This window comes from Kitasatospora kazusensis (assembly GCF_039529945.1).
Classification (GTDB): Bacteria; Actinomycetota; Actinomycetes; order Streptomycetales; family Streptomycetaceae; genus Kitasatospora; species Kitasatospora kazusensis.
In genome coordinates, this window is the sequence record NZ_BAAANT010000012.1 from 116171 (window position 1) to 142838 (window position 26668).

A 26668-nucleotide genomic window follows, 5' to 3' on the forward strand; every position below is an offset into this window, starting at 1 on the left:
CGCAGAAGACTGCGCCGTTCGGATGGGGCGCGGCCGTGAACAAGGGGTGTCCGCTACCCGGACCAGGCGACCGGCGGGCCCCCGGGCATGAAAAGATCGTGGCAGTGCGCGGTGCCCCGGGCTCGGGGCCCGCCGCACGAACGCCTGGTACGAAAGCCTGGTACGAACGCCTGGCCGGCCGCACCCGCGCGCCGGGCCGCTGACGAAGGAGCTCCGTTGGGTACGTTGCGCTGGCTGACGGCGGGGGAGTCGCACGGCCCCGCACTGGTCGCGACGCTGGAGGGTCTGCCGGCCGGCGTGCCGGTGACCACCGCGATGGTCGCCGACGCGCTCGCCCGGCGGCGGCTCGGCTACGGCCGCGGCGCCCGGATGAAGTTCGAGCAGGACGAGGTCACCTTCCTGGGTGGCGTCCGGCACGGCCTCACCATGGGCAGCCCGGTCGCCGTGATGGTGGGCAACACCGAGTGGCCCAAGTGGGAGCAGGTCATGTCGGCCGACCCGGTCGACCCGGAGGTCCTGGCGAACCTGGCCCGCAACGAGGCGCTCACCCGCCCCCGCCCCGGCCACGCCGACCTCGCGGGCATGCAGAAGTACTCGATCGACGAGGCCCGCCCGATCCTGGAGCGCGCCAGCGCCCGCGAGACGGCCGCCCGGGTCGCGCTCGGCGCCGTCGCCCGCTCGTACCTGAAGGAGACCTGCGGCATCGAGCTGGTCTCGCACGTGGTCGAGCTGGCCGCCGCCAAGGCCCCCGCCGGCGTGCTGCCGCTGCCCTCCGACGAGGCCCGCCTCGACGAGGACCCGGTGCGCTGCCTGGACGCCGACGCCTCCAAGCGGATGGTTGCCGAGATCGACCAGGCCCACAAGGACGGCGACACCCTCGGCGGCGTGGTCGAGGTGCTGGCCTACAACCTGCCGCCCGGCCTCGGCAGCCACGTGCACTGGGACCGCCGCCTGGACGCCCGGCTCGCCGCCGCGCTGATGGGCATCCAGGCGATCAAGGGCGTCGAGGTCGGCGACGGCTTCGACCTGGCCCGGATCCCCGGCTCCCAGGCGCACGACGAGATCGTCCCGACCGCGGACGGCGTCAAGCGCACCTCCGGCCGCTCCGGCGGCACCGAGGGCGGCCTGTCCACCGGCGAGCTGCTGCGGGTGCGCGCCGCGATGAAGCCGATCGCGACCGTCCCGCGCGCGCTGCGGACCATCGACACCCGCACCGGCGAGGCCGCCCAGGCGCACCACCAGCGCTCGGACGTCTGCGCCGTGCCGGCCGCCGGGATCGTCGCCGAGGCGATGGTCGCGCTGGTGCTGGCCGACGCGGTGAGCGAGAAGTTCGGTGGCGACAACGTCTCCGAGACCCGCCGCAACGTGCAGGGCTACCTCGACAACCTGATCGTCCGCTGATGAGCGAGGGCAGCGCCCGTCCGGGCGCCCCGACGGGCGGGGGCACCGCCCCCGTCCTGGTGCTGGTCGGCCCGCCCGGGTCCGGCAAGAGCACCGTCGGGCGGCTGCTCGCCGACCGCCTCGGGGTCGCCTTCCGCGACACCGACGCCGACATCGAGCGCCTGGCCGGCAAGCCGATCCCCGAGATCTTCATCGACGAGGGCGAGCCGCACTTCCGCGAGCTGGAGGTGCGGGCCGTCCGCGAGGCCGCCGGGACCCACGACGGCGTGCTCGCCCTCGGGGGCGGTGCGGTGCTGGCCGAGGCCACCCGTACGCTGCTGGCGGGCCTGCGGGTGGTGTACCTGGAGGTCGCGCTCGGCGACGCCGTCAAGCGCGTCGGCCTGGACGCGCCGCGCCCGCTGCTCGCGGTCAACCCGCGCGCCGCCTGGCGGGAGCTGATGGAGGCCCGCCGCCCCCTCTACCTGGAGGTGGCCACAGTCGTGATCGACACCGAGGGCCGGACGCCGGAGCAGGTCGCCGACGCCGCACTCGAAGCACTGGAGAAGAACGCATGAGCGACACCGTCACCATCCACGTCGGTGGCAGCGCCGGAGCCGACCCGTACGACGTGCTGATCGGCCGCCAGCTGCTCGGCGAGCTGGGCGGGCTGATCGGCACCCAGGCCCGCCGGGTCGCGATCATCCACCCGGAGGCCCTGGAGGCCACCGGCGAGGCGATCCGCGAGGACCTGGCCGCCGAGGGCTACGAGGCGATCCTGCTCCAGGTGCCGAACGCCGAGGAGGCCAAGAGCGCCGAGGTCGCCGCGTACTGCTGGTCGGTGCTCGGGCAGACCGGCTTCACCCGCACCGACGTGATCGTGGGCCTGGGCGGCGGCGCGACCACCGACTTGGCCGGCTTCGTCGCGGCCACCTGGCTGCGCGGGGTGCGCTGGGTCTCGATGCCCACCACGCTGCTCGGCATGGTGGACGCGGCGGTCGGCGGCAAGACCGGCATCAACATCGCCGAGGGCAAGAACATGGTCGGCGCGTTCCACCCGCCGGTCGGCGTGCTCGCGGACCTGGCGACGCTGGACACCGTCCCCAAGCACGACTACGTCTCCGGCCTCGCCGAGGTCGTCAAGTGCGGCTTCATCGCCGACCCGGTGATCCTCGACCTGATCGAGGCCGACCCGGAGGGCGCCAGGACGCCGGCCGGGCAGCACACCGTCGAGCTGATCCGCCGGGCCATCCAGGTCAAGGCCGACGTGGTCTCCGGCGACCTCAAGGAGTCCGGCCGCCGCGAGATCCTCAACTACGGCCACACCCTCGCCCACGCCATCGAGCGCAACGAGCGCTACAAGTGGCGGCACGGCGCGGCGGTCTCGGTCGGCATGGTCTTCGCCGCCGAACTCGGCCGCCTGGCAGGCCGGTTGGACGACGAGACGGCCGACCGGCACCGCACCGTGCTGGCCTCGGTCGGCCTGCCGCTGAGCTACCGTGCCGACGCCTGGCCGAAGCTGCTGGACGCCATGAAGATCGACAAGAAGTCGCGCGGCGACCTGCTGCGCTTCATCGTGCTGGACGGCCTCGGCAAGACCTCCGTGCTGGAGGGCCCGGACCCGTCGCTGCTGGTCGGCGCGTACGCCGAGGTCTCGTCATGACCCGCGTCCTGGTGCTGAACGGACCGAACCTCGGCCGCCTCGGCAGCCGGGAGCCGGACGTCTACGGCGCGACCTCGTACGCCGGGCTGGTCGAGCGCTGCACCGCGCTCGGCAAGGAGTTCGGCTTCGAGGTCGAAGTCCGCGAGACCAACTCCGAGCAGCAGATGGTCGAATGGCTGCACCAGGCGGCCGACGACCGGACACCCGTGGTGCTCAACCCGGCCGCCTTCACGCACTACTCGTACGCGATGCGCGACGCCGCCGCCCAGCGGACCGCCCCGCTGATCGAGGTGCACATCTCCAACCCGTACGCCCGCGAGGAGTTCCGGCACACCTCGGTGATCGCGGCCGTCGCCTCGGGCACCATCGCGGGCTTCGGCATCGGCAGCTACGAGCTGGCGCTGCGCGCCGTCGCGGAGCAGCTCACGACCCGCTGACAGCTGATCAAGCCTGATCAGAGGCCCGGTGGCGGACTGTCCCCGCCACCGGGCCGACGTGTAGTGTCCCGGGCGGGGCTCGTCCGGAGCCGTCGGGAGGTGCAGTGTCGCAGTACGCAGGGGGCGGGCAGATGCCGCCGCGACCGATCGGGCCGCCTCCCGGACCCGTCGCCCGGACCGGCGGACACCAGTCGTACCCGCCGCCGCCCGCCACCGCGCCGCCCGGCCCGCCGGTGCTGACCGGGCACTTCCCGCTGCCGAACGGCGCGCCGGTGCAGATCCCCGCCCACCCGGCCGCCGCCGGCCCGCTCGCCGTCCTGCTGATCGGCCCGGCGGGCGCGGGCAAGACCACCGTCGCCCGGCACTGGGCCGAGCGCCGCCCGACGGCGACCGCCCACATCAGCCTGGACGACGTCCGCGAGTGGGTGCAGGCGGGCTTCGCCAACCCGCAGTCGGGCTGGAACAATGCCTCCGAGGCCCAGTACCGGCTGGCCCGCCGCACCTGCGGCTTCGCCTGCCGCAACTACCTCGCCAACGGGATCTCCTGCATCATCGACGACGCGGTCTTCCCCGACCGCCCGGCCGTCGGCCTCGGCGGCTGGAAGCGGCACATCGGCCCCGGCATGATCCCCGTCGTCCTGCTGCCCGGCCTCGACTCCGTGCTGGCCCGCAACGCCCGCCGGGACGGGAACCGGCGGCTCGCCGACGAGGAGGTCGCCCGCATCCACGGCCGGATGGCCGGCTGGTACAACTCCGGCCTGCCGATCATCGACAACTCCCAGCTGGACGTCACGGCGACCGCCGCCGCACTCGACCAGGTCATCACCGCCCGCCTGGCCGGCCTCCCGGCCTGAGGCCCGCCCGCCTGGCCGGCCTCGCGCTCCTGGCCGGCCTCGCGCCCCTCGGCGGGCGGAACCGCGCGAGCCCGGTGCCGCGCGGCAGCCGAAGCCGCGCCGGTGGTGTCGCAGCGATGCCGGGGCGGGCACGGGTGATGGTCGTGCCCGCCCCGGCGTGGGAACGGCCGCGCGCGGTCCGCGGACCGCGTGGTCAGCCGGTGGCGGGCACCGAGATCCTGTCGATGTCGGGGGCCCAACCGCCGTACTCGTTGCCGAAGCTGACGGTGTTGTAACCCGCGTTCAGCGTCAGCTGCACGGTCGCCGTCTGGGTCGAGTTCCAGTCGCCGTTCCCGGAGAACGAGACCTTCTGCAGGTTCCCGCCGTTGGTCCAGACCGAGGCGTCGCGAGCGCCGCCCCCGTTCACGTACTGGACGGTGACCGGGTAGGTGCCGGCGTTCCGGGCGTAGACACCGTTGAGGTAGAGCTTGTTCGTCCCCCCGATCCAGCTCACCTTCTGGCCGCCCGAACAGGCCGGGCAGGCCGCGAAGACCGCACCGGAGTTGCCGGTCCAGCGGCCCGCCACGATCGAGTGGGCGGGGTCCTCGGCTTCGTAACTCCGGGCGCCTGCGGTGGGGTTGACGAACGTGGTGTACCAGGAGGCCGGGGCGCCGGGCGTGGTGACCCGGTAGACGGCGGTGCCGTGGGCCGGGACCTGGGTGGTGAGGGCGGCGCCGGTCTGCACGACGTTGCCGGTGTACTGGTCGGTCCAGGTGCCCGTGCCGGGGAGGCCCACGGCGGCCAGCGAGGCGCTCAGGGTCTGCGCGCTGTCGGACCCGTTGTAGAGCGCGAGCGCGACGTCCCCGTTGGCGAGCGGCTTCGCGAGGACGAGCGACCCCGAGGAGTTGACCAGCCGGCTCCCGCCCACGACCCTCGCCTGGAGGCCCAGGGTGTCCTGGTCGATCGCGATGAGCCGCGGGTTCTTCAGCAGCGCCAGCGAGGTCGCGTTGATGCTGCCCGGGTTGGCACTCGCGATCAGGGGCGAGGCCATCATCGCCCACATGGCGAAGTGGGTCTGCTCCTCGGTCGTGCTGAGCCCGCCGTTGCCGACCTCCAGCATGTCCGCGTCGTTGAACGAGCCCGGCCCGGCCCGCCAGGCCAGCGTGGCGTTCTCGGTGATGATGTTGGCGATCCCGTTGGGCCAGCTCTGGCCCCACCACTGGTCCCCGATGTCCTCGGTGCTGCGCACCTGGTCGGAGACGTCGCCCCAGTCCCGCGTGACGCCCGCGCCGGTGTTGCTGCCGCTGTTGGGGTTGATGCTGAAGACGATCGGCCGGCCGGTGGCTTGCAGCGCGGTGCGCATCCTGGCGAAGTCGGCGGTCTGGGCGGACAGCGAGGAGGCGCTCTCGCAGTAGTCGTACTTGAGGTAGTCGACGCCCCAGGACGCGAAGGTGCCGGCGTCGTTGACCTCGTGCCCGGCGCTGCCGGCGTACCCCGCGCAGGTCTTGGCGCCCGGCGACTCGTAGATGCCGAACCCCAGGCCCCGCGCGTGCAGGTAGTCGCCGAGGGCCTTCATGTCGGGGTAGTGGGAGTTGCCGGTCAGGTTGCCGTTGGCGTCCCGGGTCATCCAGCAGTCGTCGACGTTGACGTACCGGTATCCGGCGTCCCGCATGCCGTTCGCGACCAGGCTGTCCGCGACCGACTCGATCAGGGACTGGGTCGCGCCGCACCCGTAGGTGTTCCAGGCGTTCCACCCCATGGGCGGAACCTGGAGCAGCTGTGCCGGGGTGGCGGCGGCCGCGGCCGGGACCGCGCCGACCCCTGCCACCAGAACCCCCGCCGCCGCCACGGCCGCCCGCCGCAGCCGCGAGGCCCGATTCGTCCTTGTCGCCATCCGCTTCCCCTATCCCTGACGCCGGCCCACCGCACCTCCCGGACCGCCGGCGGCTCTGTCCCGCCGCCCGGCCGTGACTCAGCGGCAGCAGCTCGACGGCGAGGAGGAAGTGAGGTACCAGCAACTACCAGAAGTGAACATTACTAGCCAGAATTCGACGATATCGAACACGGCGAGTGACATCGAACGGCTCCGCTCACCCCTGTGTCAAGGCTTTGGTCGAAAACGGCCGCCCCGAGATCTCGTCGCCGCCCCCGGGGACGCCCCGGAGGGTTCCCCGAGGTGGAGGGGTCCGATGGGGCGGCCGGCCTGTCGGTGGCGGCTGCGATGATGGACGTCTCGCATCGAACTCCCGGGGGAGCTGCCGCACGTGCCCGAAGGCCACATCATCCACCGCCTCGCCACCGAGAACCGCAAGGCATTCGGCGGCCGGGCCGCCCGCGTCTCCAGCCCGCAGGGCCGCTTCGCGGAGGGCGCGAAGCTCATCGACGGCCAACTGCTCGCCGGGGCCGAGGCGCACGGCAAGCACCTCTTCCTCGGCTTCGAGGGGGAGTCCTGGCTGCACATCCACCTCGGCCTCTACGGCGGCTTCACCTTCGGCGCCGGGCCGGCCCCCACACCGGTCGGCCTGGTCCGGCTGCGCCTGGAGAACGACGACGCGTACGCCGACCTCCGCGGCCCGACCACCTGCGAGCTGCTCACCCCGGCCGAGAAGGCCGCCGTGCACGCCCGCCTGGGCCCCGACCCGCTGCGCCCGGATGCCGACCCGGACGCCGCCTGGCAGCGGATCTCCCGCAGCGGCAGCACGGTGGCCGCGCTGCTGATGGACCAGAAGGTGCTGGCGGGGGTCGGCAACGTCTACCGCGCCGAGGTGCTGTTCCGGCTCGGCATCGCCCCGCACCGCCCGGGCCGTGGCCTGGCCCGGGCGGAGTGGGACGCGATCTGGGCCGACCTGGCGGCCCTGATGCGGGACGGCACGGTCGCGGGCCGGATCGACACCGTCCGCCCCGAGCACACCCCCGAGGCGATGGGCCGGCCACCCCGGGTGGACGACCACGGCGGCGAGGTCTACGTCTACCGCCGGGCCGCCCTGCCCTGCCTGGTCTGCGGCACCGGCGTCCGGACCGAGACGCACGCCGCCCGCAACCTGTTCTGGTGCCCGCGCTGCCAGCAGCGCTGACAGACCGTCAGTCCCCGCTCGTTACAGGGTGATCAGTACAGCGTGCGCAGCGCCGCCGGGCTGAAGGGCTTGAGCTCGTCCGCGCGGCCGCCGAGCGTCTTGGCGGCCCACTCGGGGTCGCCCAGCAGGGCGCGGCCGACCGCGATCAGGTCGAACTCGTCCCGCTCCAGCCGGTCGAGCAGGGCGTCGATGTCGGTGACGCCGCCGCCCTCGCCCTGGAACGCCTTGGTGAACTCGTTGTCGAGGCCGACCGAGCCGACGCTGATCGTGGGCTTGCCGGACAGCTTCTTGACCCAGCCCGCGAGGTTGAGGTCCGAGCCGTCGAACTCCGGCAGCCAGTAGCGGCGGGTGGAGGCGTGGAAGGCGTCGACGCCCGCCTCGGTGAGCGGGGCGAGGACGGCTTCGAGCTCCTGCGGCGAGGTGCCGAGCTTGGCGTCGTAGCCGCCGATCTTCCACTGGGACATCCGGAAGATGATCGGGAAGTCCGGTGAGACCACCGCGCGGGCGGCCGCCACGATCTCGGCGGCGAACCGGCTCCGGGAGGGGATGTCGCCGCCGTAGGCGTCGGTGCGGCGGTTGGTGCGCTCCCAGAGGAACTGGTCGACAAGGTAGCCGTGCGCGCCGTGGATCTCGATGCCGTCGAAGCCCTGCGCCTCGGCCGCCGCGGCCCCGGCGGCGAAGGCCGCGACCACGTCGTCCAGGTCCTGCTGGGTCATCGCGTGGCCGTGCTCCGTCTCGTCCAGCGGGATCCCGGAGGGACCGACCCGGGGAGCCTCGGGCACCGGCGGGGCGCCCGCGGTGCGGGCCATCCCGACGTGCCACAGCTGCGGCACGATCTTCCCGCCCACCCCGTGCACCGCGTCCACCACACCGGCCCAGCCCGCCAGCGCGTCCGCGCCGTGGAACCGGGGGACGCCGCCCTTGGTGCCCGCCGAGGCGTGGTCGACGTACGTCCCCTCGGTGATGATCAGGCCCACCCCGGCCGCCGCGCGGCGGGCGTAGTACTGCGCCACGTCCTCGCCGGGCACGCCCCCGGGGGAGAACTCGCGGGTCATCGGCGCCATCGCGATCCGGTTCCGCAGCTCCAGGCTCCCGAGGGAGAACGGGCGGGCGAGCACATCCATGGCACGTGCGGTCGAGCTGCTGGACATCGGTACATCCACTTCCGGTCGGCAGGTGACTGGGCCGTCCGGGCGACGGCCATCTGTGGCCAACCCGGTACCCGCCGCTCCGATTCCCGGGCGGCCGGCGGCTGGGCTCCCTGGCTTCCGTCCGGCGAGGGTGCCAGAGTGGCCCGCATGTCACCCGCCAAGCCCCGCCTGCTGTACGTCACCGACCTCGCCTACCAGGCCCGTGGCCGGCGGTACTGCGACGAGGACATCCGCCTCTCCGCCCTGCTGTCGGCGGACTTCGCCCCGGCCCTGTGCCACCCGCTGGACGCGGTGGCCCTGATGGACGGCTTCGACGCGGTGGTGGTCCGCAACAGCGGCCCGGTCCTGCACTACCAGGACCGGTACGACGCCTTCCGGGCGGAGGCGCTGCGCCGCGGCACCCGCGTCTACAACCCGCTGACCGGCCGGGCCGACATGGCGGGCAAGCGGTACCTGGTGGAGCTGACGGCCGCCGGTCACCCGGTGATCCCCACGGCCGACGGGCGGGCGGGCCTCGGCCGGCTGCCCGAGGCCGCCTCGTACGTGGTCAAGCCCGAGCAGGGCGCCGACTCGATCGGCCTGGAGATCCTCTCCCCGCAGGAGCTGGCCGTCCGGCCGCTGGAGGGCCTGCTGGTGCAGCCGCGCGTCGACTTCCGGTACGAGGTCTCGTTCTACTTCGTCGACCGGACGTTCCAGTACGCGCTGTACGCACCCGACCCGGAGCGGCGCTGGGAGCTGGAGTGCTACGACCCGACCCCGGCGGACCTGGAGTTCGCCCGGGGGTTCATCGACTGGAACACCCTCGCGCACGGCATCCAGCGGGTCGACGCCTGCCGGACGGCGGCGGGCGGCCTGCTGCTGGTCGAACTGGAGGACCTCAACCCGTACCTCTCCCTCGACCTGCTGGACGAGCCGACCCGCTCCGCCTTCGTCGCGGCCTTCACGGCCTCGCTGCACGGCTTCCTGGCGTCCTGAGCGGCCGGCGTCCCGAGCGGTCAGTCCCGGTGCCCCAGCACCCCGTGGGCCAGCACCTCGGCGATCGCGACGTCCACCAGGCGGTAGCGGACCACCCGGCCGTCACGGTCGCCGGCCACCAGCCCGGCCGCGCGGAGCAGGCGCAGCGCCTGGGAGACGGCGGGGTCGCGCATCCCGGTGGCCACCGCCAGGTCCGAGACCGCGAGCGGGCCGGTCTCGTGCAGGGCGAGCAGCAGGGCCAGCCGGCCCGGGTCGGCGAGCAGGGCGAAGCGTTCGGCCCAGCTGCGGATGTGCTCCGGGTCACCGATGGCGGCGATGGCCTCGCAGACCCGGTGTCCGTCGATGGTCCGGTGGTCCGCCCGGTCGGCGGGGACGAGATGCATGCCTTGCATTCTGGCAGCTGCCGACGGGCGCCGGACCCCCCGCGCACACCCCGGCCCCACCGACGGACGGCTCGACGGGCGGCTTGCCGGGGCCGTCCGTAGGCTCGGGGCATGGCTGATGCGTACGCGGTCCGGCGTGAGCGCCTGAGGGAACACTGCAGTGCCTCGGGGGCCGATGCGGCGCTGGTCACCCGGCCCGCGAACGTCCGCTACCTGACCGGCTGCGCGCCCTGCGGGGCGACGCTGCTGCTGACCCGTGAGCGCGCCGTCCTGGCGCTGCCGGACGACCTGCCGCCGGACGACACCGGCGAGCACCTGCTCGGCGGCGACCTCACCCAGCTGTTCGTCCCGGGCGAGGCGGACACCGCGCCCGCCGCCGCCGAGGCCGCCGCCCGGCTGCGGGTGCGCGACCTGGCGGTCGAGGAGCACGACCTGACCGTCGCCCGCCACCGGGCGGTCGCCGAGGTGGCGGCGGGGGCGCGGCTGCGGGACCTGGGGGAGACGGTCGAGCGGCTGCGGGTGGTCAAGGACGAGCACGAGATCGCCGACCTGCGGATCGCCGCCGAGATCGCCGACCAGGCACTGAGCGAGCTGCTGGAGTCCATCCTGGTGGGGCGGACCGAACGGCACCTGGCGATGGAGCTGGAGCGGCGCATGATCGACCACGGCGCCGACCGCGCCGCCTTCCCGGTCTCGGTCGGCACCGGCACCCACTCCGGCCAGGCGGCCCACCAGCCGACCGACCGGCGGGTCGAGGAGGGCGATTTCCTGACCGTCGTGCTCGGGGCCCGCTACCGGGGTTACGCGGTCTCCACCGCCCGTACCTTCGTGATCGGAGCGGCCCCGGCGCCCTGGCAGGTCGACCTGCACCGGCTGGTCTTCCGGGCCCAGCGGGCCGCCCGGGAGACGCTCGGGCCCGGTGTCGCGCAGCAGGCGCCGGACCAGGCGGCCCGGGCGATCCTCCAGGCGGCGGGGCACTCCGAGGGCTCTCCGCACCCCTTCGGGCACGGCATCGGGCTGGAGATCCGGGAGGCGCCGCGTCTCGGGCCCTCGGACATGGGTAAACTGGACAATCGCGTGCCGGTCACCGTCGGCCCAGGGGTACACATCCCGGGCAAGGGCGGGGTCCGGATCGAGGACACGCTCGTGGTACGTCCTCTCGAAGAGGGCGGGCCCGAGCTGCTCACCATCACGACCAAGGAGCTCCTCGCCCTGTAGCCCCGCTGACGCGGGGTCAGGCCGCACCCCTTGGTTCCTTGACAGCTATATCAGGAGTAAGTGCGCCCGTGGCTTCCACGAACGATCTCAAGAACGGCATGGTCCTCAAGCTCGACGGTGGCAAGCTGTGGTCCGTCGTAGAGTTCCAGCACGTCAAGCCCGGCAAGGGCCCGGCCTTCGTGCGTACGAAGCTCAAGGAGGTCCTGACCGGTAAGGTCGTCGACAAGACCTTCAACGCCGGGACCAAGGTCGAGACCGCCTCCGTCGACAAGCGTGGGATGCAGTTCTCCTACAAGGACGGCGAGCAGTTCGTGTTCATGGACACGGACACCTACGACCAGATCATGGTCGACCCGAAGGTCGTCGGCGACGCCGCCAACTACCTGCTGGAGGGCTTCGAGGCCCTGGTCGCCATGTACGAGGGCTCGGCCATCTACATCGAGCTCCCGGCCTCCGTCGAGCTGGTCATCGAGCACACCGAGCCGGGCGTCCAGGGTGACCGCTCCACCGGTGGCTCCAAGCCGGCCCGCCTGGAGACCGGTGCGGAGATCGCCGTCCCGCTCTTCATCGTCACCGGTGAGAAGATCAAGGTCGACACCCGCGACGGCAGCTACCTCGGGCGGGTCAAGTAAAAGTGTCGGCCGCACGTAGCAAGGCCCGTACGCGAGCCTTCCAGATCCTCTTCGAGGCCGACCAGCGCGGTATCGACCCCCAGCGCGTGCTCGCTGACTGGGTGGGCCGCGCGCGCGACCCGAAGCCGGACGAGGGCACGCCGCAGGTCGGCGAGTACACCATGCAGCTGATCGAGGGGTACGTCCAGTACGCCCGTCGCATCGACGAGCTGATCTCCACGTACGCCGTGGGCTGGACGCTCGACCGGATGCCGGTGGTGGACCGCAACGTCCTGCGCCTCGGCGCCTACGAGCTGATCTGGGAGGACGGCGTCCCGGACGCGGTCGTCCTGGACGAGGCCGTCGAGATCGCCAAGGAGTACTCCACGGACGACTCGCCGGCCTTCGTCAACGGTCTGCTCGCGCGGTTCCTGGAGCTCAAGCCCTCCATCCTCCGCCGGGCCGAGTAGCACCTCGCCCTCCCCGCTCCACGTTCCTCGCGAAGGCCGCCGGGCCTCCTGGTCCGGCGGCCTCCGCGTGTTCCGGGCCCTTCCCCGCGCTTCGTGGCGGCGCGGCTCTGGCGTATGTTGGCTACTGATCGGTAACCTCGGAGTGAAGGGCCCCACACCCATGACCACCGCGATCCGCAGTGAGTTCGACCGGGGCATCGCCCTGGCCCCCGCCCCGGCGGAACCGGGCCGCTACCACGGTGCGCTGGACCCCGGCTGGCAGATCGGCGGCGGCATCAACGGCGGCCTGCTGCTGGCCGTCGCGGGCCACGCGCTCTCGCTCCGGCACGGCGCGGACGGCGGGCACCCGGACCCGGTCTCGATCACCGGCCACTACCTCTCGGCCGCCCGCCCCGGGCCGGTCGAGGTCCGCACCGAGCCGGTCCGGCGCGGGCGCAGCCTGTCCACCGGTACCGCCTCGATGCTCCAGGACGGCGAGGAGCGGCTGCGGGTGCTGGCCACCTACGGCGAGCTCGGCACCGGCCCGGGCGGCGTGCACACCTCCGCCCGGCCGCCGCAGCTGCCGCCGCCCGAGCAGTGCGTCGGCCTGGCGGACGCCCCGAAGTCGATGATCGACCAGGCCGCGCTGCTCGAACGCCTCGACCTGCGGCTCGACCCGGCCACCGTCGGCTGGGCCCTCGGCAAGCCCTCCGGGGCCGGGCGCATCCAGGGGTGGTTCAAGCTCGCCGACGGGCGCGAGCCCGACCCGCTGCTGCTCCTGCTGGCCGCCGACGCCCTCCCGCCGGCCGCCTTCGACCTCGGCATGCCCGGCTGGGCGCCCACCGTCGAGCTGACCGTCCACCTCCGGGCCCGGCCCGCCCCCGGCTGGCTGCGCGTCAGCCACGCCACCCGCAACCTCGCCGACGGCTACTTCGAGGAGGACGCCGAGATCTGGGACTCCGCCGACCGCCTGGTGGCGCAGTCCCGCCAGCTGGCCCGGGCCCCCCGGGTCCGGTAGCCCTTCCGGGAGCACGGGTTCCCCCTGGGGCGCCGGGGCCGTGCGGCCGGCGCACGGCGTACACGGACGGTTGCGCGTGCGGTTCTGCGCGCCCTTGAGGTGGCTGTGCGTCGCCTGCGGTGCTTCCGTACGCTCCCGGTATCACGGTCGGTTACAGGGCTGTGACATCCGGTGCGTGTGCGGCTCGCGGCGGCGGGGAGGAAGAGGGGCAGCGGCAGCGCCGCCGCTCTCGTACCGCCAGCCCCAGGAGTCCCGATGCCCCGGATCGGCCGCAATCCCCGCGTCGCCCGCTGTGCCGCCGTCACCCCGGGGCGGGGGCAGGACCGGCGGGACGGCCAGGTGTTCCTGACGGGCATCCTGACCGGCCCGGAGGACTTCGAGCGGGCCCGGCCGTGGCGGCTGACCGACGCGGCCGACTTCGACAGCTACCTGCTGGACACGGCCGTCCTGCTCGCCGACGCCCGGCGGGCCTTCGGAGTCGTCCAGGCCCGGATGTTCCACCCCGGGGACTTCACCGACTTCTGCCTGCTGCACCGGCTCGACCCCGCCGACCCCGCCGCGCGGGACCGCTACCTGGTGAACCCGCCGCTCCAGACCCAGCTGGTCCCGTACCAGGGCGAGGAGCTCTCGGGCGACTTCATCCCGCGCCTGGTCCGGGCCCGGGAGAGCGGCCTGACGATGCGCCATGCCGACCTGCTGCTGGACGGCGGGCTGTCCGCGCCGGAGGAGGGGCTCGATCCCGGGGTCCGCCGGGCGTACCAGCAGGGGGCCGACCTGTTCCGGCGGATACTGCTCGGTGCCGGGTGCGGCGTGTTCCGGTTCCGCTGCACGGTGGACGCGCCGGGCGGGCTGCTGGAGGCGGAGGCGCGGATCCTGCACTGGGAGGACGGCGTGCTCCGGCTCAACGACGAGGAACTCGACCTGGTCTGTGCGGTCCTCTGCGCGGGGCTGGCCCTGGAGCTGCCCGGTGCGGCGCTGCTCGCCGGGTCACAGGGGTCGGCGGACGCCTGCGGCGAGTACCGGCAGGTGGCCTGGGCCTGGCAGAGCACGGGCCACGGCTACCAGCCCGCGACCGTCAGCCTGGACGGCACCGAGGCACGGCCGGGGTTCAGCCTCGACGGGGTCTGCTGAGCGGCTCCGCCGGCGGCCGGGCACCCGGCCGGCCGACGACAGGGGCGCGTGGGAGGTACTCCCACGCGCCCCTACTAGCTCACCGGTTGCCCGGAGAGTGACGTTTCTGCAAGCGCCCAGCGGTCAGCCGGCGTCCTCGTCGCGGACGGCGCGCCGCGCGTCCGGGTTCAGGACGCCCCAGCTGATCAGCTGCTCGGTGAGGATCGACGGCGACTGGTCGTAGATCACGGCGAGGGTGCGCAGGTCGTCCTGGCGGATCGAGAGCACCTTGCCGTTGTAGTCGCCGCGCTGGCTCTGGATGGTCGCCGCGTAGCGCTGCAGCGGGCCGGCCTTCTCGGACGGCACCTGGGTCAGTCTCTCCAGGTCGAGGACCAGGCGCGGCGGCGGCTCGGCCGCGCCGCCCGGGGTGCCGCCGGGCAGCAGCTCCTGGACCGGCACGCCGTAGAACTCCGCCAGCTCGGCCAGGCGCTGCACCGTGACCGCGCGGTCGCCGCGCTCGTAGGAGCCGACCACGACAGCCTTCCAGCGGCCCTGGGACTTCTCCTCGACGCCGTGCAGGGAGAGCCCCTGCTGAGTGCGGATCGCTCGGAGCTTGCCCCCGAGTTGCTTCGCGTAGTCGCTGGACATTGGTCTCCCCGGACGAGATTGCTTCGCGTTGAGTACGGTACGAGTGACGGAGGTGCCGGACCGCCGATCCGCCGTTGCTACCGGCCGGTTCGTCGGGCGTCTCGTAACTCACTGTGAGGTTACGTAGAGTGAGGTATTCGAGTCAAGCCGAATGGGGCAGTCGTGCGAATAGCCCGCGTCCGGCACGTTAACCGTTGCTGGTCAGCCGGGTTGACCTGAGGTGTCGGCAAGCGGAACCGGGGTGCGCCGGTGCCGCTGATCGCGCTGTTAGGATGGCTGCGGCTTCCGGCGAGACCGGTACGGCCACCCCCAAAGACATCCTTTAAGGCCCGTCCAGTGAGGCGGGGAAGGAGGTCGGCTTCGGCATGACCACACGTAGCACAAGTCCCGAAGGCCTGCGTCCGCCGCACCAGGTGCTGGACGCCACCGACGTCGCCCGGGTCATCACCCGGATCGCCCACGAGATCGTGGAGCGCGGCAAGGGTGCGGAGGACGTCGTCCTGCTCGGCATCCACACCCGCGGCGTCCACCTCGCCCGCCGCCTGCACGACAAGCTCGCGCAGATCACCGGCCGCGACATCCCGCTCGGCACCCTGGACATCACGATGTACCGGGACGACCTGCGGCTGAAGCCCGCCCGCGCCATGGAGCACACCGAGATCCCGCCCGGCGGCGTCGAGGGCAAGCTGGTCGTCCTGGTCGACGACGTGCTCTTCTCCGGCCGCACCATCCGCGCCGCGCTCGACGCGCTGAGCGACATCGGCCGTCCGCGCGCCGTCCAGCTCGCCGTGCTGGTGGACCGGGGGCACCGCGAACTGCCGATCCGCGCCGACTACGTGGGCAAGAACCTGCCCACCTCGCTGCGCGAGGCCGTCCAGGTCCAGCTCTCCGACGTGGACGGGCGGGACGCCGTCCTGGTCGGCGACCGCGACTACGCGGCCCGCTCCTCGCAGGCCCTCGCCGCCGACCAGCAGGCCGCTCCGCAGGCCGGACCGCAGGCCGGTCGTGGGAGCGACCAGCGCGCCGACCAGGACTCGGGGGAGTAACCGGGTGAAGCTCGACACCGAAGACGACACCCGCACCGACCACCCGGAGACCTCCCTGTGACCAGCTACCTGATCCGCAACGCCCAGATCCTCGGCGGCGCCCCGCAGGACATCCTGATCGCCGACGGTCTCGTCCGGGAGATCGGCACCGGCCTGACCGCCGAGGCCGACGTCGACATCGACGCGCACGGCCTGATCGTGCTGCCCGGCCTGGTCGACCTGCACACCCACCTGCGCGAGCCCGGCAAGGAGGACGCCGAGACCGTCCTGACCGGCACCCGGGCCGCCGCCATGGGCGGCTTCACCGCCGTCCACGCGATGGCCAACACCACCCCGGTGGCCGACCACGCCGCCGTGGTCGAGCAGGTCTGGCAGCTCGGCAAGGACTCCGGCTACTGCGACGTGCACCCCGTCGGCGCCGTCACCGTCGGCCTGGAGGGCAAGCAGCTCGCCGAGCTGGCCGGGATGCACGACTCCGCCGCCGGCGTCCGGGTCTTCTCCGACGACGGCAAGTGCGTCGACGACGCGGCGCTGATGCGCCGCGCGCTGGAGTACGTCAAGACCGTCGACGGCGTCGTCGCCCAGCACGCCCAGGAGCCCCGGCTCACCGAGGGCGCCCAGATGAACGAGGGCGCGGTCTCCGCCGAACTCGGCATGGAGGGCTGGCCGGCCGTCGCCGAGGAGGCGATCATCGCCCGCGACGTGCTGCTCGCCTCGCACATCGGCGCCCGGCTGCACGTCTGCCACCTCTCCACCGTCGGCTCGGTCCGGATCGTCCGCTGGGCGAAGTCGCAGGGCTGGGACGTCACCGCCGAGGTGACGCCGCACCACCTGCTGCTGACCGACGAGATGGTCCGCTCCGGCGACCCGGTCTTCAAGGTCAACCCGCCGCTGCGCACCGAGAACGACGTACTGGCGCTGCGCGAGGCGCTCGCCGACGGCACCATCGACGCCGTCGCCACCGACCACGCGCCGCACCCCGACGCGGACAAGGACTGCGCCTGGGCCGTCGCCGCGATGGGCATGGTCGGCCTGGAGACCGCGCTGTCGGTCGTCCAGCAGACCATGGTCGACACCGGCCTGATGAACTGGGAGGGCGTCGCGGACCGGATGTCGCACCGCCCGGCCCGGATCGGCCGGCTCACCGGCCAGGGCCGTCCGGTGGCGGTCGGCGAGCCTGCGAACCTCGTGCTCTTCGATCCCGGTTACCGTGGGACGGTGAACGCCGAGACCTTCGCGACCCGTAGCCGCAACACCCCCTTCCGGGGCCTCGAACTGCCGGGCCGGGTCCGCGCGACCTTCCTGCGCGGCGTGCCGACCGTGCTGGCCGGCGAGCTGGTCGAGCCGGGTGAGCTCGCATGAGCGGCCACCTCGCGGCGGGCCCCGCCGGCTTCGGCCCCGCGCACCTCGACCTCGCGAACCTCGACCTCGCGAAGGAACAGGCCAAGGTCACCGACTGGCCCGGGTACATCGGCTGGGCCGTCGGCCTGCTGATCCTGATCGGCCTGGTCTACTGGCTGATGCGGCAGGGCTGGAACTGGCGCCGCACCCTGCAGTCCGACCTCCCCGCGCTGCCCGCCGTCCCGGCCGACCCCGGTACGGCGCTGCTGGAGACCACCGGCCGTTACCACGGCTCCACCACCGCCGGGAACTGGCTGGACCGGGTCGTCGCGCACGGCCTGGGCACCCGCAGCCTGGCCGAGCTGACCCTCACCGAGCAGGGCCTGCTGGTCCGCCGCCCGGGTGACACCGACTTCTGGATCCCCGCCGCCGACCTGACCGGCGCCCGGCAGGACTCCGGCATCGCGGGCAAGGTCGTCCCGGCCGGCCTGCTGGTCGTCACCTGGACGCTCCAGGGCACCGAGCTGGACTCCGGCTTCCGGGCCGACCACCCCGACGAACACGCCGCCTGGGTCGAGGCGGTCACACGACTCGCAACACGTACGACGAAGACGAAGACGGAAGAGGCCGCCCAATGACCGCACCTGCCCCCACCACACAGCGCCTCAGGCGGGAGCGTGTGCCTGCCGTGCTCGTCCTGGAGGACGGCCGGACGTTCCGCGGCCAGGCGTACGGCGCCGTCGGCGAGACCTTCGGCGAGGCGGTCTTCAACACCGGCATGTCCGGCTACCAGGAGACCCTGACCGACCCCTCGTACCACCGCCAGGTGGTCGTGATGACCTTCCCGCAGATCGGCAACACCGGCGTCAACGACGAGGACCCGGAGTCGAAGCAGATCTGGGTCGCCGGGTACGTCGTCCGGGACCCCTCCCGGGTCTCCTCCAACTGGCGCTCGCAGCGCTCGCTGGAGGACGAGCTGACGGCCCAGGGCATCGTCGGCATCAGCGGCATCGACACCCGCGCGCTCACCCGCCACCTGCGCGAGCGCGGTGCGATGCGGGTCGGCATCTTCTCCGGCGAGGCGCTCGCCGACCAGGCGGCGCTGCTCGCCCGGGTGCAGCAGGCCCCCGAGATGAAGGGCGCGGACCTCTGCGCCGAGGTCGCCACCACCGAGAAGTACGTCGTCCCGGCCATCGGTGAGAAGCGCTTCACCGTCGCCGCCGTCGACCTCGGCATCAAGGGCATGACCCCGCACCGGATGGCCGAGCGCGGCATCGAGGTGCACGTGCTGCCCGCCAACTCCACCGTCGAGGACATCTACGCGGTCGCCCCCGACGGCGTGTTCTTCTCCAACGGCCCGGGTGACCCGGCCACCGCCGACCACCAGGTCGCGGTGATGCAGGGCGTGCTGGAGCGCAGGACGCCGCTGTTCGGCATCTGCTTCGGCAACCAGATCCTCGGCCGCGCGCTGGGCTTCGGCACCTACAAGCTCAAGTACGGCCACCGGGGCATCAACCAGCCCGTCCAGGACCGCACCACCGGCAAGGTGGAGGTCACCGCGCACAACCACGGCTTCGCCGTGAACGCGCCGCTGGACAAGGTCAGCGACACCCCGTACGGGCGCGCCGAGGTCTCCCACGTCTGCCTCAACGACGACGTGGTCGAGGGCCTCCAGTGCCTGGACACGCCCGCCTTCAGCGTGCAGTACCACCCGGAAGCGGCAGCAGGCCCGCACGACGCGGCCTACCTGTTCAATCGCTTTGTCGACTTGATGGCCGGCGCCCCGGCCCGCACCACCGCAGGGAGCTGACCGTGCCGAAGCGCACCGACATCAAGTCCGTCCTGGTCATCGGGTCCGGCCCGATCGTGATCGGCCAGGCGGCGGAGTTCGACTACTCGGGGACCCAGGCCTGCCGCGTGCTGCGCGCCGAGGGCCTGCGGGTGATCCTGGTCAACTCCAACCCGGCCACGATCATGACCGACCCGGAGATCGCCGACGCCACCTACGTCGAGCCGATCACCCCGGAGTTCGTCGAGAAGATCATCGCCAAGGAGCGCCCCGACGTGCTCCTGCCGACCCTCGGCGGGCAGACCGCGCTCAACACCGCGATCTCGCTGCACGAGAACGGCACCCTCGCCAAGTACGACGTCGAGCTGATCGGCGCCAACGTCGAGGCGATCCACAAGGGCGAGGACCGCCAGCTCTTCAAGGGCGTGGTCGAGGCGGTCAAGGCCAAGATCGGCCACGGCGAGTCCGCCCGCTCGGTGATCTGCCACACCATGGACGAGATCATGGCGGGCGTCGAGACCCTCGGCGGCTACCCCGTCGTCGTCCGCCCCTCCTTCACCATGGGCGGCGCCGGCTCCGGCTTCGCCCACGACGAGGAGGACCTGCGCCGCATCGCCGGACAGGGCCTGGCGCTCTCCCCGACCACCGAGGTGCTCCTGGAGGAGTCCATCCTCGGCTGGAAGGAGTACGAGCTGGAGCTGATGCGCGACCGCAACGACAACGTCGTGGTCGTCTGCTCGATCGAGAACTTCGACCCGATGGGCGTCCACACCGGCGACTCCATCACCGTCGCGCCCTCGCTGACCCTGACGGACCGTGAGTACCAGACGCTCCGTGACATCGGCATCGCGATCATCCGCGAGGTCGGCGTCGACACCGGCGGCTGCAACATCCAGTTCGCGATCAACCCGGTCGACGGCCGGATCATCGTGATCGAGATGAACCCGCGCGTCTCCCGCTCCTCGGCGCTGGCCTCGAAGGCCACCGGCTTCCCGATCGCCAAGATCGCCGCCAAGCTGGCCGTCGGCTACACGCTGGACGAGATCCCCAACGACATCACCGAGAAGACCCCGGCCTCCTTCGAGCCCTCGCTCGACTACGTGGTCGTCAAGGTCCCGCGCTTCGCGTTCGAGAAGTTCCCGAGCGCCGACGCCACGCTGACCACGACCATGAAGTCGGTCGGCGAGGCGATGGCGATGGGCCGCAACTTCCCCGAGGCGCTGAACAAGGCGCTGCGCTCGCTGGAGAAGAAGGGTTCGCAGTTCAGCTGGGTCGGCGAGCCCGGCGACAAGGACGAGCTGCTGACGAAGGCCCAGGTCCCCACCGACGGCCGGATCAACACCGTCATGCAGGCCATCCGGGCCGGCGCCACCCAGGAGGAGGTGTTCGAGTCCACGAAGATCGACCCGTGGTTCGTCGACCAGCTCTTCCTGATCGACGAGATCGCCGCCGAGCTGGCCGAGGCCGACAAGCTCGACCCCGAGCTGCTGCGCCACGCCAAGCGGCACGGCTTCTCCGACCAGCAGATCGGCGAGATCCGGGGCCTCAAGCCGGACGTCGTCCGCGAGGTCCGGCACGCGCTCGGCATCCGCCCGGTCTTCAAGACGGTCGACACCTGCGCCGCCGAGTTCGCCGCCAAGACCCCGTACTTCTACTCGTCCTACGACGAGGAGACCGAGGTCGCGCCGCGCACCAAGCCCGCCGTGATCATCCTCGGCTCGGGCCCGAACCGCATCGGCCAGGGCATCGAGTTCGACTACTCCTGCGTGCACGCCTCCTTCGCGCTCGCCGAGGCCGGGTACGAGACCGTCATGGTCAACTGCAACCCGGAGACCGTCTCCACCGACTACGACACCTCCGACCGGCTCTACTTCGAGCCGCTCACCCTGGAGGACGTGCTGGAGATCGTGCACGCCGAGCAGCAGGCCGGCCCGCTCGCGGGCGTCCTGGTCCAGCTCGGCGGCCAGACCCCGCTGGGCCTCGCCCAGGCGCTCAAGGACAACGGTGTGACGATCGTCGGCACCCAGCCCGAGGCGATCGACCTCGCCGAGGAGCGCGGCGCCTTCGGCCGGGTGCTGCGCGACGCGGGCCTGCCGGCCCCCAAGCACGGCACGGCGTTCTCCTTCGAGGAGGCCAAGGCGATCGCGGACGAGATCGGCTACCCCGTGCTGGCCCGCCCGAGCTACGTGCTCGGCGGCCGCGGCATGGAGATCGTCTACGACGAGCCCTCGCTCGCCTCCTACCTGGAGCGGCACGCCGGTCTGATCTCCGAGCACCCGGTGCTGATCGACCGCTTCCTGGACGACGCGGTCGAGATCGACGTCGACGCGCTCTTCGACGGCACCGAGCTCTACCTCGGCGGCGTCATGGAGCACATCGAGGAGGCCGGCATCCACTCCGGCGACTCCGCCTGCGCGCTGCCCCCGATCACCCTCGGCGGCTACGACATCAAGCGGCTGCGGACCTCCACCGAGGCCATCGCACGCGGCGTCGGTGTGCTCGGCCTGATCAACATCCAGTTCGCGCTGTCCGGCGACATCCTCTACGTCCTGGAGGCCAACCCGCGCGCCTCGCGGACCGTGCCGTTCACCTCCAAGGCGACGGCCGTCCCGCTGGCCAAGGCCGCCGCCCGGATCTCGCTCGGCGCCACCATCGCCGAACTGCGCGCCGAGGGCCTGCTCCCGGCCGAGGGCGACGGCGGCACGCTGCCCGCCGACTGCCCGATCTCCGTCAAGGAGGCCGTGATGCCGTGGAGCCGCTTCCGCGACATCTACGGGCGCGGCGTCGACACCGTGCTCGGCCCGGAGATGCGCTCGACCGGCGAGGTCATGGGCATCGACAAGGTGTTCGGCACGGCGTACGCCAAGGCGCAGTCCGGCGCGTACGGCGCGCTGCCGACCAAGGGCAAGGTCTTCGTCTCCGTCGCCAACCGCGACAAGCGCAACCTGGTCTTCCCGGCCCGCGCGCTGGTCGAGCTGGGCTTCGAGGTGCTCGCCACCTCCGGCACCGCCGAGGTGCTGCAGCGCGGCGGCATCCCGTCCACCGTGGTGCGCAAGCACAGCGAGGGCGAGGGCCCGAACGGCGAGCGGACGATCGTCCAGCTGATCCACGACGGCGACGTCGACCTGATCATCAACACCCCGTACGGCACCGGCGGCCGCCTCGACGGCTACGAGATCCGCACCGCCGCCGTCTCGCGCGGCGTCCCGTGCCTGACCACCGTCCAGGCGATGGGTGCGGCCGTCCAGGGCATCGACGCGCTGCTGCGCGGCGAGGTCGGGGTGATGTCGCTCCAGGAGCACGCGGCGCTCATCAACGCAGGCCGCAAGTAGCACCACTCTGGTGGGGGGCACCTTCTGGTGCCCCCCACTGCCATGCCCGCCCGACCGCCCCCTCTTGAGCGAAGGCCCAGCCCTTGTACAAGCTCCTGTTCAACCTCGTCTTCAAGAAGATGGACCCGGAGAAGGCCCACCACCTCGGCTTCTTCTGGATCCGGCTGGCCGCCTCCGTGCCGGGCCTGAAGCAGCTCGTCCGGCTGGTGCTGGCCCCGCAGGACCGCGCGCTGCGCACCACCGCGCTCGGGCTGGACCTGCCCGGCCCGTTCGGGCTCGGGGCCGGGTTCGACAAGAACGGCGTCGGGATCGACGGGCTGTCGATGCTCGGGTTCGACTTCGTGGAGATCGGCACCATCACCGGCGAGCCGCAGCCGGGCAACCCCACCCCGCGGCTGTTCCGGCTGGTCGAGGACCGCGCGCTGATCAACCGGATGGGCTTCAACAACCAGGGCTCCGAGCGGGTCGCCGCCCGGCTCGCCACCCGCGTCCGCACCTCCTCCACCCCGGTGGTCGGCGTCAACATCGGCAAGACCAAGCTGGTCGACGAGGCCGACGCCACCGCCGACTACGTCAAGAGCACCGAGCGGCTCGCCGCCCACGCGGACTACCTGGTCGTCAACGTCAGCTCCCCGAACACCCCCGGGCTGCGCAACCTGCAGGCCGTCTCCACGCTGGGCCCGCTGCTCTGGGACGTCCGGCAGGCCGCCGACAAGGCGACCTCGCACCACGTGCCGCTGCTGGTCAAGATCGCCCCCGACCTGGCCGACGAGGACATCGACGAGATCGCCGACATGGCCCTGCACCTCGGCCTGGACGGCATCATCGCCACCAACACCACGATCGGCCGCGAAGGGCTGAAGGAGTCCGCCGCGCGGATCGAGGAGATCGGCATGGGCGGGCTCTCCGGCGCACCGCTCAAGGAGCGCTCGCTGGAGGTCCTGCAGCGGCTGCGGGCCCGCACCGAGGGCCGGCTGACGCTGATCGCCGTGGGCGGCATCGAGACGGCCGACGACGCCTGGGAGCGGATCCTGGCCGGGGCCGACCTGGTGCAGGGGTACAGCGCGTTCATCTACGAGGGGCCGTTCTGGATGCGGCGCATGCACAAGGGCCTGTCGGCCCGACTGCGGGCGAGCGGCTTCCGCAGCATCGCCGAGGCGGTCGGCACCGCGAAGGCCTAGGGGCACTGTAGGCAGAGGAGCAACCAGAGCAGGGGCGCGGGACTGTACAGCTCAGGGGAACCACATCAGGGGCGCGGGGAACTGCGCGCGCAACCGTGCACGGACGTTGTGCCCTGGTCGCGCAGTTCCCCGCGCCCCTGGGGGTAACCGGTCCTGAACGGTGAACCCGCGCCCCTGGGGGGTACCCGGTCCTGGAGGGAGAGCCGGCGGGAGTCGTGCGGGTGTGCGGGTCAGGCCGCCGTGTGCGTACGAAATGACAGTGCCCGGGCCGGTTTGGGACAGTTCAGACATCAATCGCTGCCGAAAGGTGAACGAGATGGCCCATCCGGTCCGGTCCGATGCAGAGGTGCTCTCCGTCGCCTCCGAGGGTGTGTACCACCGGCTGGTGCTGAGCGCACGCGACGCCGCGCCACGGGTCCGGCCGGGGCACTTCGCGACGCTCGCGGTGGGCGGGCCGCAGTCGGCGATGCTGCTGCGGCGGGCCTTCTCGATCCACCGGGCGGACGTCGAGGCAGGGACGGTCGAGCTGGTGGTCGCCGAGCGTGGGGAGGGGACCAGGGAGCTGGCCCGGGCCAGACCCGGTGACCGGCTCGACCTGATCGCTCCGCTCGGGACGCCGTTCCCGCTGCCCGACGGGCCGGTGAGCGCCCTGCTGGTGGCCGCCGACTACGGCAGCGCGCCGCTGCTGGCGCTCGGCGAGGAGATCAAGCGGCGCGGCGGCCAGGTCGGGTTCATCCTCGGCGCCGCCACCGCCGACCGGCTCTACGGGGTCGAACAGGCCCGCGCGCTCACCCAGGACGTCCTGGTGGTCACCGAGGACGGTTCGGCGGGCCTCCAGGGGCTGGTCACCGACCCGCTGGCGCAGGCCGTCAAGGCGATCGACGCGACGGTGGTGCACGCCTGCGGGCCGATGCCGATGCTGCGCGAGGTCTCCGCCATCGCGCTCGGCCTCGGCGTCCGCTGCCACACCGCCGTGGAGGCGGCGATGGCGTGCGGGGTCGGCATCTGCATGACCTGCGTCCTGCCGGTGGTCGGCGAGGACGGGGTGAGCAGGTTCGTCCGGTCCTGCACCGACGGGCCGGTCTTCGACGGGGCCCGGGTCCGTTGGGACGACATCGGGACGGTACCGCCCGATCTGGAAGGCGCCGCCGCGATGGGAGGGCAGGGCTGATGGATCCGCAGGAGGTCGACCTCGGCGTCCCGTTCGGCCCGCTGACGCTGCCGAACCCGCTCACCACCGCCTCCGGCTGCGCCGGGTACGGGCGGGAACTGGCCAAGTTCGTCCCGCTGGACGAGCTGGGCTCGGTCACCACCAAGACGATCATGCGGTCCGCCCGCTCCGGCCGGGCCACGCCCCGGATGGCCGAGACGCCGTCCGGGATGCTCAACGCGATCGGGATGCAGGGCGCCGGCATCGCCGCCTTCGTCCGGCACGAGCTGCCCTGGCTCGCCGAGCGCGGCGCCCGGGTGCTGGTCTCGGTGGCGGGGGAGCGGCTGGAGGAGTACGCCGAGGTCGCCGCGCAGCTGAACGGGCAGCCCGGCGTGATCGGCATCGAGCTCAACATCTCCTGCCCCAACATCGCCGACCGGGGCCAGGTCTTCGCCAGCAACCCGGCCACCTCCTACGACGTGGTCCGCGCCGTCCGGGAGGTCGCCGAGGCCGCGCTGCCGGTGTACGCCAAGCTCTCCCCGGACGTGACCTCGATCACCGAGATCGCCGCCGCCTGCGTCTCGGCCGGGGCCGACGGCCTCTCGATGATCAACACCTCGCTCGGGATGGCCATCGACCTGGACACCCTGCGCCCCGCGCTGGCGGGCGGCGCCGGGGGCCTCTCCGGGCCCGCGCTGCGGCCGCTCGCCGTGCGCTGCGTGTACCAGGTGTACGCGGCGATGGCGGCCGGCCGGATCCCCGAGGTGCCGATCCTCGGGATGGGCGGCATCCGCACCGGCCGGGACGCGCTGGAGTTCACGCTGGCCGGTGCCGGCGGCCTTGCCGTCGGCACCGCCCTGTTCAACGACCCGGCCGCCCCGCTGCGCATCCTCGACGAGCTGCGCGGCGAGCTGGCGGCCCGGGGTTTCGCCAAGTTCACCGACGCGGTGGGATTCGCCCACCGTTCCGCTCCTGCTGAAAGGCCGTCATGACCCTCGCTCCCTTCGGTGCCCGCCTGCGCCAGGCCCTCGACACCCGCGGTCAGCTGTGCGTCGGCATCGACCCGCACGCCTCCCTGCTGGCCGCCTGGGGCCTCGGCGACGACATCGCCGGGCTGGAGAAGTTCAGCCGCACGGTGGTCGAGGCGCTGGCGGGGGAGGTCGCGGTGCTCAAGCCGCAGGCCGCCTTCTTCGAGCGCTTCGGCAGCCGGGGCATCGCCGTCCTGGAGCGGACCGTCGCCGAGGCCCGCGAGGCGGGCGCGCTGGTGCTGATGGACGCCAAGCGCGGTGACATCGGCTCCACCATGGCCGCCTACGCCGAGACGTTCCTCCTCCCGGGCAGCCCGCTGTTCTCGGACGCCGTCACGGTCAGCCCGTACCTGGGCTTCGGCTCGCTGCGGCCCGCCCTCGACCTGGCCCGGGCCAACGGCTGCGGCGTGTTCGCGCTGGCGCTGACCTCCAACCCGGAGGGCGCCGAGGTGCAGCGCGCGGTGGCGGCCAACGGCGAGAGCGTCGCCCAGGGCGTGCTGCGCAGCCTGGCCGCCGAGAACGCCGGCGCCGAGCCGCTCGGCTCCTTCGGCGCGGTGGTCGGCGCCACCCTGGCCGAGGCCGGGGTGGACCTGTCCATCAACGGCCCGCTGCTCGCCCCCGGCGTCGGCGCGCAGGGCGCGACGGCGGCGGACCTGCCCCGGGTCTTCGGCGACGCCGTGCGCGACGTGGTGCCCAGCGTGAGCCGCGACATCCTCAAGCACGGGCCCTCGGTGGCGGCACTTCGCGCGGCTTCGGCGCGCTTCGTGGACGAGATCGGCGCCGTACTGGGAAAGTGAGCGGCGTCACACTTCGCGGATCATCCTCCGCCGCAGCGGGTTGATATGCCCTGAAAA

At 72.7% G+C, this 26668-nt stretch carries 25 protein-coding genes; 21 read left to right on the forward strand and 4 right to left on the reverse strand.

Annotated features, from left to right (window positions below; translation table 11 throughout):
• Positions 1-216: 216 nt before the first annotated feature.
• The 5 genes from aroC (at position 217) to ABD330_RS13380 (ending at position 4331) form a co-directional block, all read left to right on the forward strand.
• Complete coding sequence (gene aroC, locus ABD330_RS13360; protein ID WP_344464389.1) at positions 217-1401, forward strand: chorismate synthase; 1185 nt, start codon at positions 217-219, stop codon at positions 1399-1401.
• Positions 1401-1955, forward strand: coding sequence for a shikimate kinase (locus tag ABD330_RS13365; protein WP_344464392.1), 555 nt, complete (start codon positions 1401-1403; stop codon positions 1953-1955). Before aroC ends, ABD330_RS13365 begins: the two co-directional genes overlap by 1 nt.
• Positions 1952-3040: a 3-dehydroquinate synthase gene (aroB, locus tag ABD330_RS13370; RefSeq protein WP_344464394.1), complete on the forward strand. Its 1089-nt coding sequence runs from the start codon at positions 1952-1954 to the stop codon at positions 3038-3040. The genes ABD330_RS13365 and aroB overlap by 4 nt, the downstream gene beginning before the upstream one ends.
• Positions 3037-3477, forward strand: coding sequence for a type II 3-dehydroquinate dehydratase (gene aroQ, locus ABD330_RS13375; protein ID WP_344464396.1), 441 nt, complete (start codon positions 3037-3039; stop codon positions 3475-3477). The genes aroB and aroQ overlap by 4 nt, the downstream gene beginning before the upstream one ends.
• Before the next feature lie 131 nt (positions 3478-3608).
• Positions 3609-4331: an AAA family ATPase gene (locus ABD330_RS13380; RefSeq protein WP_344464398.1), complete on the forward strand. Its 723-nt coding sequence runs from the start codon at positions 3609-3611 to the stop codon at positions 4329-4331.
• A gap of 193 nt (positions 4332-4524) precedes the next feature.
• On the opposite strand, the gene ABD330_RS13385 is transcribed toward ABD330_RS13380, so the two are convergent.
• A complete protein-coding gene (locus ABD330_RS13385; protein WP_344464400.1) occupies positions 4525-6204 on the reverse strand; it encodes an alpha-galactosidase D in 1680 nt (559 codons plus the stop codon).
• Between the two features lie 370 nt (positions 6205-6574).
• On the opposite strand from ABD330_RS13385, the gene ABD330_RS13390 reads away from it, so the two are divergent.
• A complete protein-coding gene (locus ABD330_RS13390; protein WP_344464402.1) occupies positions 6575-7384 on the forward strand; it encodes an Fpg/Nei family DNA glycosylase in 810 nt (269 codons plus the stop codon).
• Between the two features lie 32 nt (positions 7385-7416).
• Here the strand turns inward: ABD330_RS13390 and ABD330_RS13395 are convergent, their stop codons facing one another.
• Positions 7417-8535, reverse strand: coding sequence for an NADH:flavin oxidoreductase (locus tag ABD330_RS13395; RefSeq protein ID WP_344464404.1), 1119 nt, complete (start codon positions 8533-8535; stop codon positions 7417-7419).
• Between the two features lie 147 nt (positions 8536-8682).
• Here ABD330_RS13395 and ABD330_RS13400 point away from each other — a divergent pair, with 147 nt between their 5' ends.
• Positions 8683-9510, forward strand: a complete 828-nt coding sequence (locus ABD330_RS13400; RefSeq protein WP_344464406.1) for an ATP-grasp domain-containing protein — start codon at positions 8683-8685, stop codon at positions 9508-9510.
• Positions 9511-9530: 20 nt separating this feature from the next.
• On the opposite strand, the gene ABD330_RS13405 is transcribed toward ABD330_RS13400, so the two are convergent.
• Positions 9531-9893, reverse strand: coding sequence for an ArsR/SmtB family transcription factor (locus ABD330_RS13405; RefSeq protein WP_344464408.1), 363 nt, complete (start codon positions 9891-9893; stop codon positions 9531-9533).
• 111 nt (positions 9894-10004) lie between these two features.
• On the opposite strand from ABD330_RS13405, the gene ABD330_RS13410 reads away from it, so the two are divergent.
• The 5 genes from ABD330_RS13410 (at position 10005) to ABD330_RS13430 (ending at position 14320) form a co-directional block, all read left to right on the forward strand.
• Positions 10005-11111, forward strand: coding sequence for a M24 family metallopeptidase (locus ABD330_RS13410; protein ID WP_344464410.1), 1107 nt, complete (start codon positions 10005-10007; stop codon positions 11109-11111).
• Positions 11112-11179: 68 nt separating this feature from the next.
• On the forward strand, positions 11180-11743 hold the full coding sequence (gene efp, locus ABD330_RS13415) for an elongation factor P (protein ID WP_344464412.1): 564 nt from the start codon (positions 11180-11182) through the stop codon (positions 11741-11743).
• Between the two features lie 2 nt (positions 11744-11745).
• A complete protein-coding gene (gene nusB, locus ABD330_RS13420) occupies positions 11746-12192 on the forward strand; it encodes a transcription antitermination factor NusB (protein ID WP_344464414.1) in 447 nt (148 codons plus the stop codon).
• A 160-nt stretch (positions 12193-12352) separates the two neighbouring features.
• Positions 12353-13189 (forward strand): thioesterase family protein, encoded by an 837-nt coding sequence (locus tag ABD330_RS13425; protein ID WP_344464416.1) that lies wholly within the window; start codon positions 12353-12355, stop codon positions 13187-13189.
• Between the two features lie 255 nt (positions 13190-13444).
• The gene (locus ABD330_RS13430) at positions 13445-14320 is read left to right on the forward strand and encodes a hypothetical protein (protein WP_344464418.1); all 876 of its coding nucleotides are present in this window, start codon (positions 13445-13447) and stop codon (positions 14318-14320) included.
• Between the two features lie 123 nt (positions 14321-14443).
• Here the strand turns inward: ABD330_RS13430 and bldD are convergent, their stop codons facing one another.
• The gene (gene bldD, locus ABD330_RS13435) at positions 14444-14947 is read right to left on the reverse strand and encodes a transcriptional regulator BldD (protein ID WP_035795779.1); all 504 of its coding nucleotides are present in this window, start codon (positions 14945-14947) and stop codon (positions 14444-14446) included.
• A gap of 365 nt (positions 14948-15312) precedes the next feature.
• Between bldD and pyrR the strand changes: the two genes are divergently transcribed.
• The 9 genes from pyrR (at position 15313) to pyrF (ending at position 26611) form a co-directional block, all read left to right on the forward strand.
• Complete coding sequence (pyrR, locus tag ABD330_RS13440; RefSeq protein ID WP_344464421.1) at positions 15313-15993, forward strand: bifunctional pyr operon transcriptional regulator/uracil phosphoribosyltransferase PyrR; 681 nt, start codon at positions 15313-15315, stop codon at positions 15991-15993.
• A gap of 57 nt (positions 15994-16050) precedes the next feature.
• Complete coding sequence (locus ABD330_RS13445; protein WP_344464423.1) at positions 16051-17355, forward strand: dihydroorotase; 1305 nt, start codon at positions 16051-16053, stop codon at positions 17353-17355.
• On the forward strand, positions 17352-17972 hold the full coding sequence (locus ABD330_RS13450) for a PH-like domain-containing protein (RefSeq protein WP_344464425.1): 621 nt from the start codon (positions 17352-17354) through the stop codon (positions 17970-17972). Before ABD330_RS13445 ends, ABD330_RS13450 begins: the two co-directional genes overlap by 4 nt.
• The gene (carA, locus tag ABD330_RS13455; RefSeq protein ID WP_344464427.1) at positions 17969-19144 is read left to right on the forward strand and encodes a glutamine-hydrolyzing carbamoyl-phosphate synthase small subunit; all 1176 of its coding nucleotides are present in this window, start codon (positions 17969-17971) and stop codon (positions 19142-19144) included. Before ABD330_RS13450 ends, carA begins: the two co-directional genes overlap by 4 nt.
• A 2-nt stretch (positions 19145-19146) precedes the next feature.
• Positions 19147-22455 (forward strand): carbamoyl-phosphate synthase large subunit, encoded by a 3309-nt coding sequence (gene carB / locus ABD330_RS13460; RefSeq protein WP_344464429.1) that lies wholly within the window; start codon positions 19147-19149, stop codon positions 22453-22455.
• 83 nt (positions 22456-22538) lie between these two features.
• On the forward strand, positions 22539-23636 hold the full coding sequence (locus ABD330_RS13465; protein WP_344464431.1) for a quinone-dependent dihydroorotate dehydrogenase: 1098 nt from the start codon (positions 22539-22541) through the stop codon (positions 23634-23636).
• Between the two features lie 316 nt (positions 23637-23952).
• Positions 23953-24807: a dihydroorotate dehydrogenase electron transfer subunit gene (locus tag ABD330_RS13470; RefSeq protein ID WP_344464433.1), complete on the forward strand. Its 855-nt coding sequence runs from the start codon at positions 23953-23955 to the stop codon at positions 24805-24807.
• Entirely contained in the window at positions 24807-25778 is a 972-nt protein-coding gene (locus ABD330_RS13475) for a dihydroorotate dehydrogenase (protein WP_344464434.1), read from the forward strand. The genes ABD330_RS13470 and ABD330_RS13475 overlap by 1 nt, the downstream gene beginning before the upstream one ends.
• Complete coding sequence (pyrF, locus tag ABD330_RS13480) at positions 25775-26611, forward strand: orotidine-5'-phosphate decarboxylase (RefSeq protein WP_344464436.1); 837 nt, start codon at positions 25775-25777, stop codon at positions 26609-26611. Before ABD330_RS13475 ends, pyrF begins: the two co-directional genes overlap by 4 nt.
• The last annotated feature ends 57 nt before the right edge of the window (positions 26612-26668 follow it).

Coding starts and splice junctions, on each gene's coding strand:
- ABD330_RS13365 (WP_344464392.1), top strand. CDS start 1,401: ATGAGCGAGGGCAGCGCCCGTCCGGGCGCCCCGACGGGCGGGGGCACC.
- aroB (WP_344464394.1), top strand. CDS start 1,952: ATGAGCGACACCGTCACCATCCACGTCGGTGGCAGCGCCGGAGCCGAC.
- aroQ (WP_344464396.1), top strand. CDS start 3,037: ATGACCCGCGTCCTGGTGCTGAACGGACCGAACCTCGGCCGCCTCGGC.
- ABD330_RS13380 (WP_344464398.1), top strand. CDS start 3,609: ATGCCGCCGCGACCGATCGGGCCGCCTCCCGGACCCGTCGCCCGGACC.
- ABD330_RS13385 (WP_344464400.1), bottom strand. CDS start 6,204: ATGGCGACAAGGACGAATCGGGCCTCGCGGCTGCGGCGGGCGGCCGTG.
- ABD330_RS13395 (WP_344464404.1), bottom strand. CDS start 8,535: ATGTCCAGCAGCTCGACCGCACGTGCCATGGATGTGCTCGCCCGCCCG.
- ABD330_RS13400 (WP_344464406.1), top strand. CDS start 8,683: ATGTCACCCGCCAAGCCCCGCCTGCTGTACGTCACCGACCTCGCCTAC.
- ABD330_RS13405 (WP_344464408.1), bottom strand. CDS start 9,893: ATGCATCTCGTCCCCGCCGACCGGGCGGACCACCGGACCATCGACGGA.
- ABD330_RS13410 (WP_344464410.1), top strand. CDS start 10,005: ATGGCTGATGCGTACGCGGTCCGGCGTGAGCGCCTGAGGGAACACTGC.
- ABD330_RS13425 (WP_344464416.1), top strand. CDS start 12,353: ATGACCACCGCGATCCGCAGTGAGTTCGACCGGGGCATCGCCCTGGCC.
- ABD330_RS13430 (WP_344464418.1), top strand. CDS start 13,445: ATGCCCCGGATCGGCCGCAATCCCCGCGTCGCCCGCTGTGCCGCCGTC.
- bldD (WP_035795779.1), bottom strand. CDS start 14,947: ATGTCCAGCGACTACGCGAAGCAACTCGGGGGCAAGCTCCGAGCGATC.
- pyrR (WP_344464421.1), top strand. CDS start 15,313: ATGACCACACGTAGCACAAGTCCCGAAGGCCTGCGTCCGCCGCACCAG.
- ABD330_RS13450 (WP_344464425.1), top strand. CDS start 17,352: ATGAGCGGCCACCTCGCGGCGGGCCCCGCCGGCTTCGGCCCCGCGCAC.
- carA (WP_344464427.1), top strand. CDS start 17,969: ATGACCGCACCTGCCCCCACCACACAGCGCCTCAGGCGGGAGCGTGTG.
- ABD330_RS13470 (WP_344464433.1), top strand. CDS start 23,953: ATGGCCCATCCGGTCCGGTCCGATGCAGAGGTGCTCTCCGTCGCCTCC.
- ABD330_RS13475 (WP_344464434.1), top strand. CDS start 24,807: ATGGATCCGCAGGAGGTCGACCTCGGCGTCCCGTTCGGCCCGCTGACG.
- pyrF (WP_344464436.1), top strand. CDS start 25,775: ATGACCCTCGCTCCCTTCGGTGCCCGCCTGCGCCAGGCCCTCGACACC.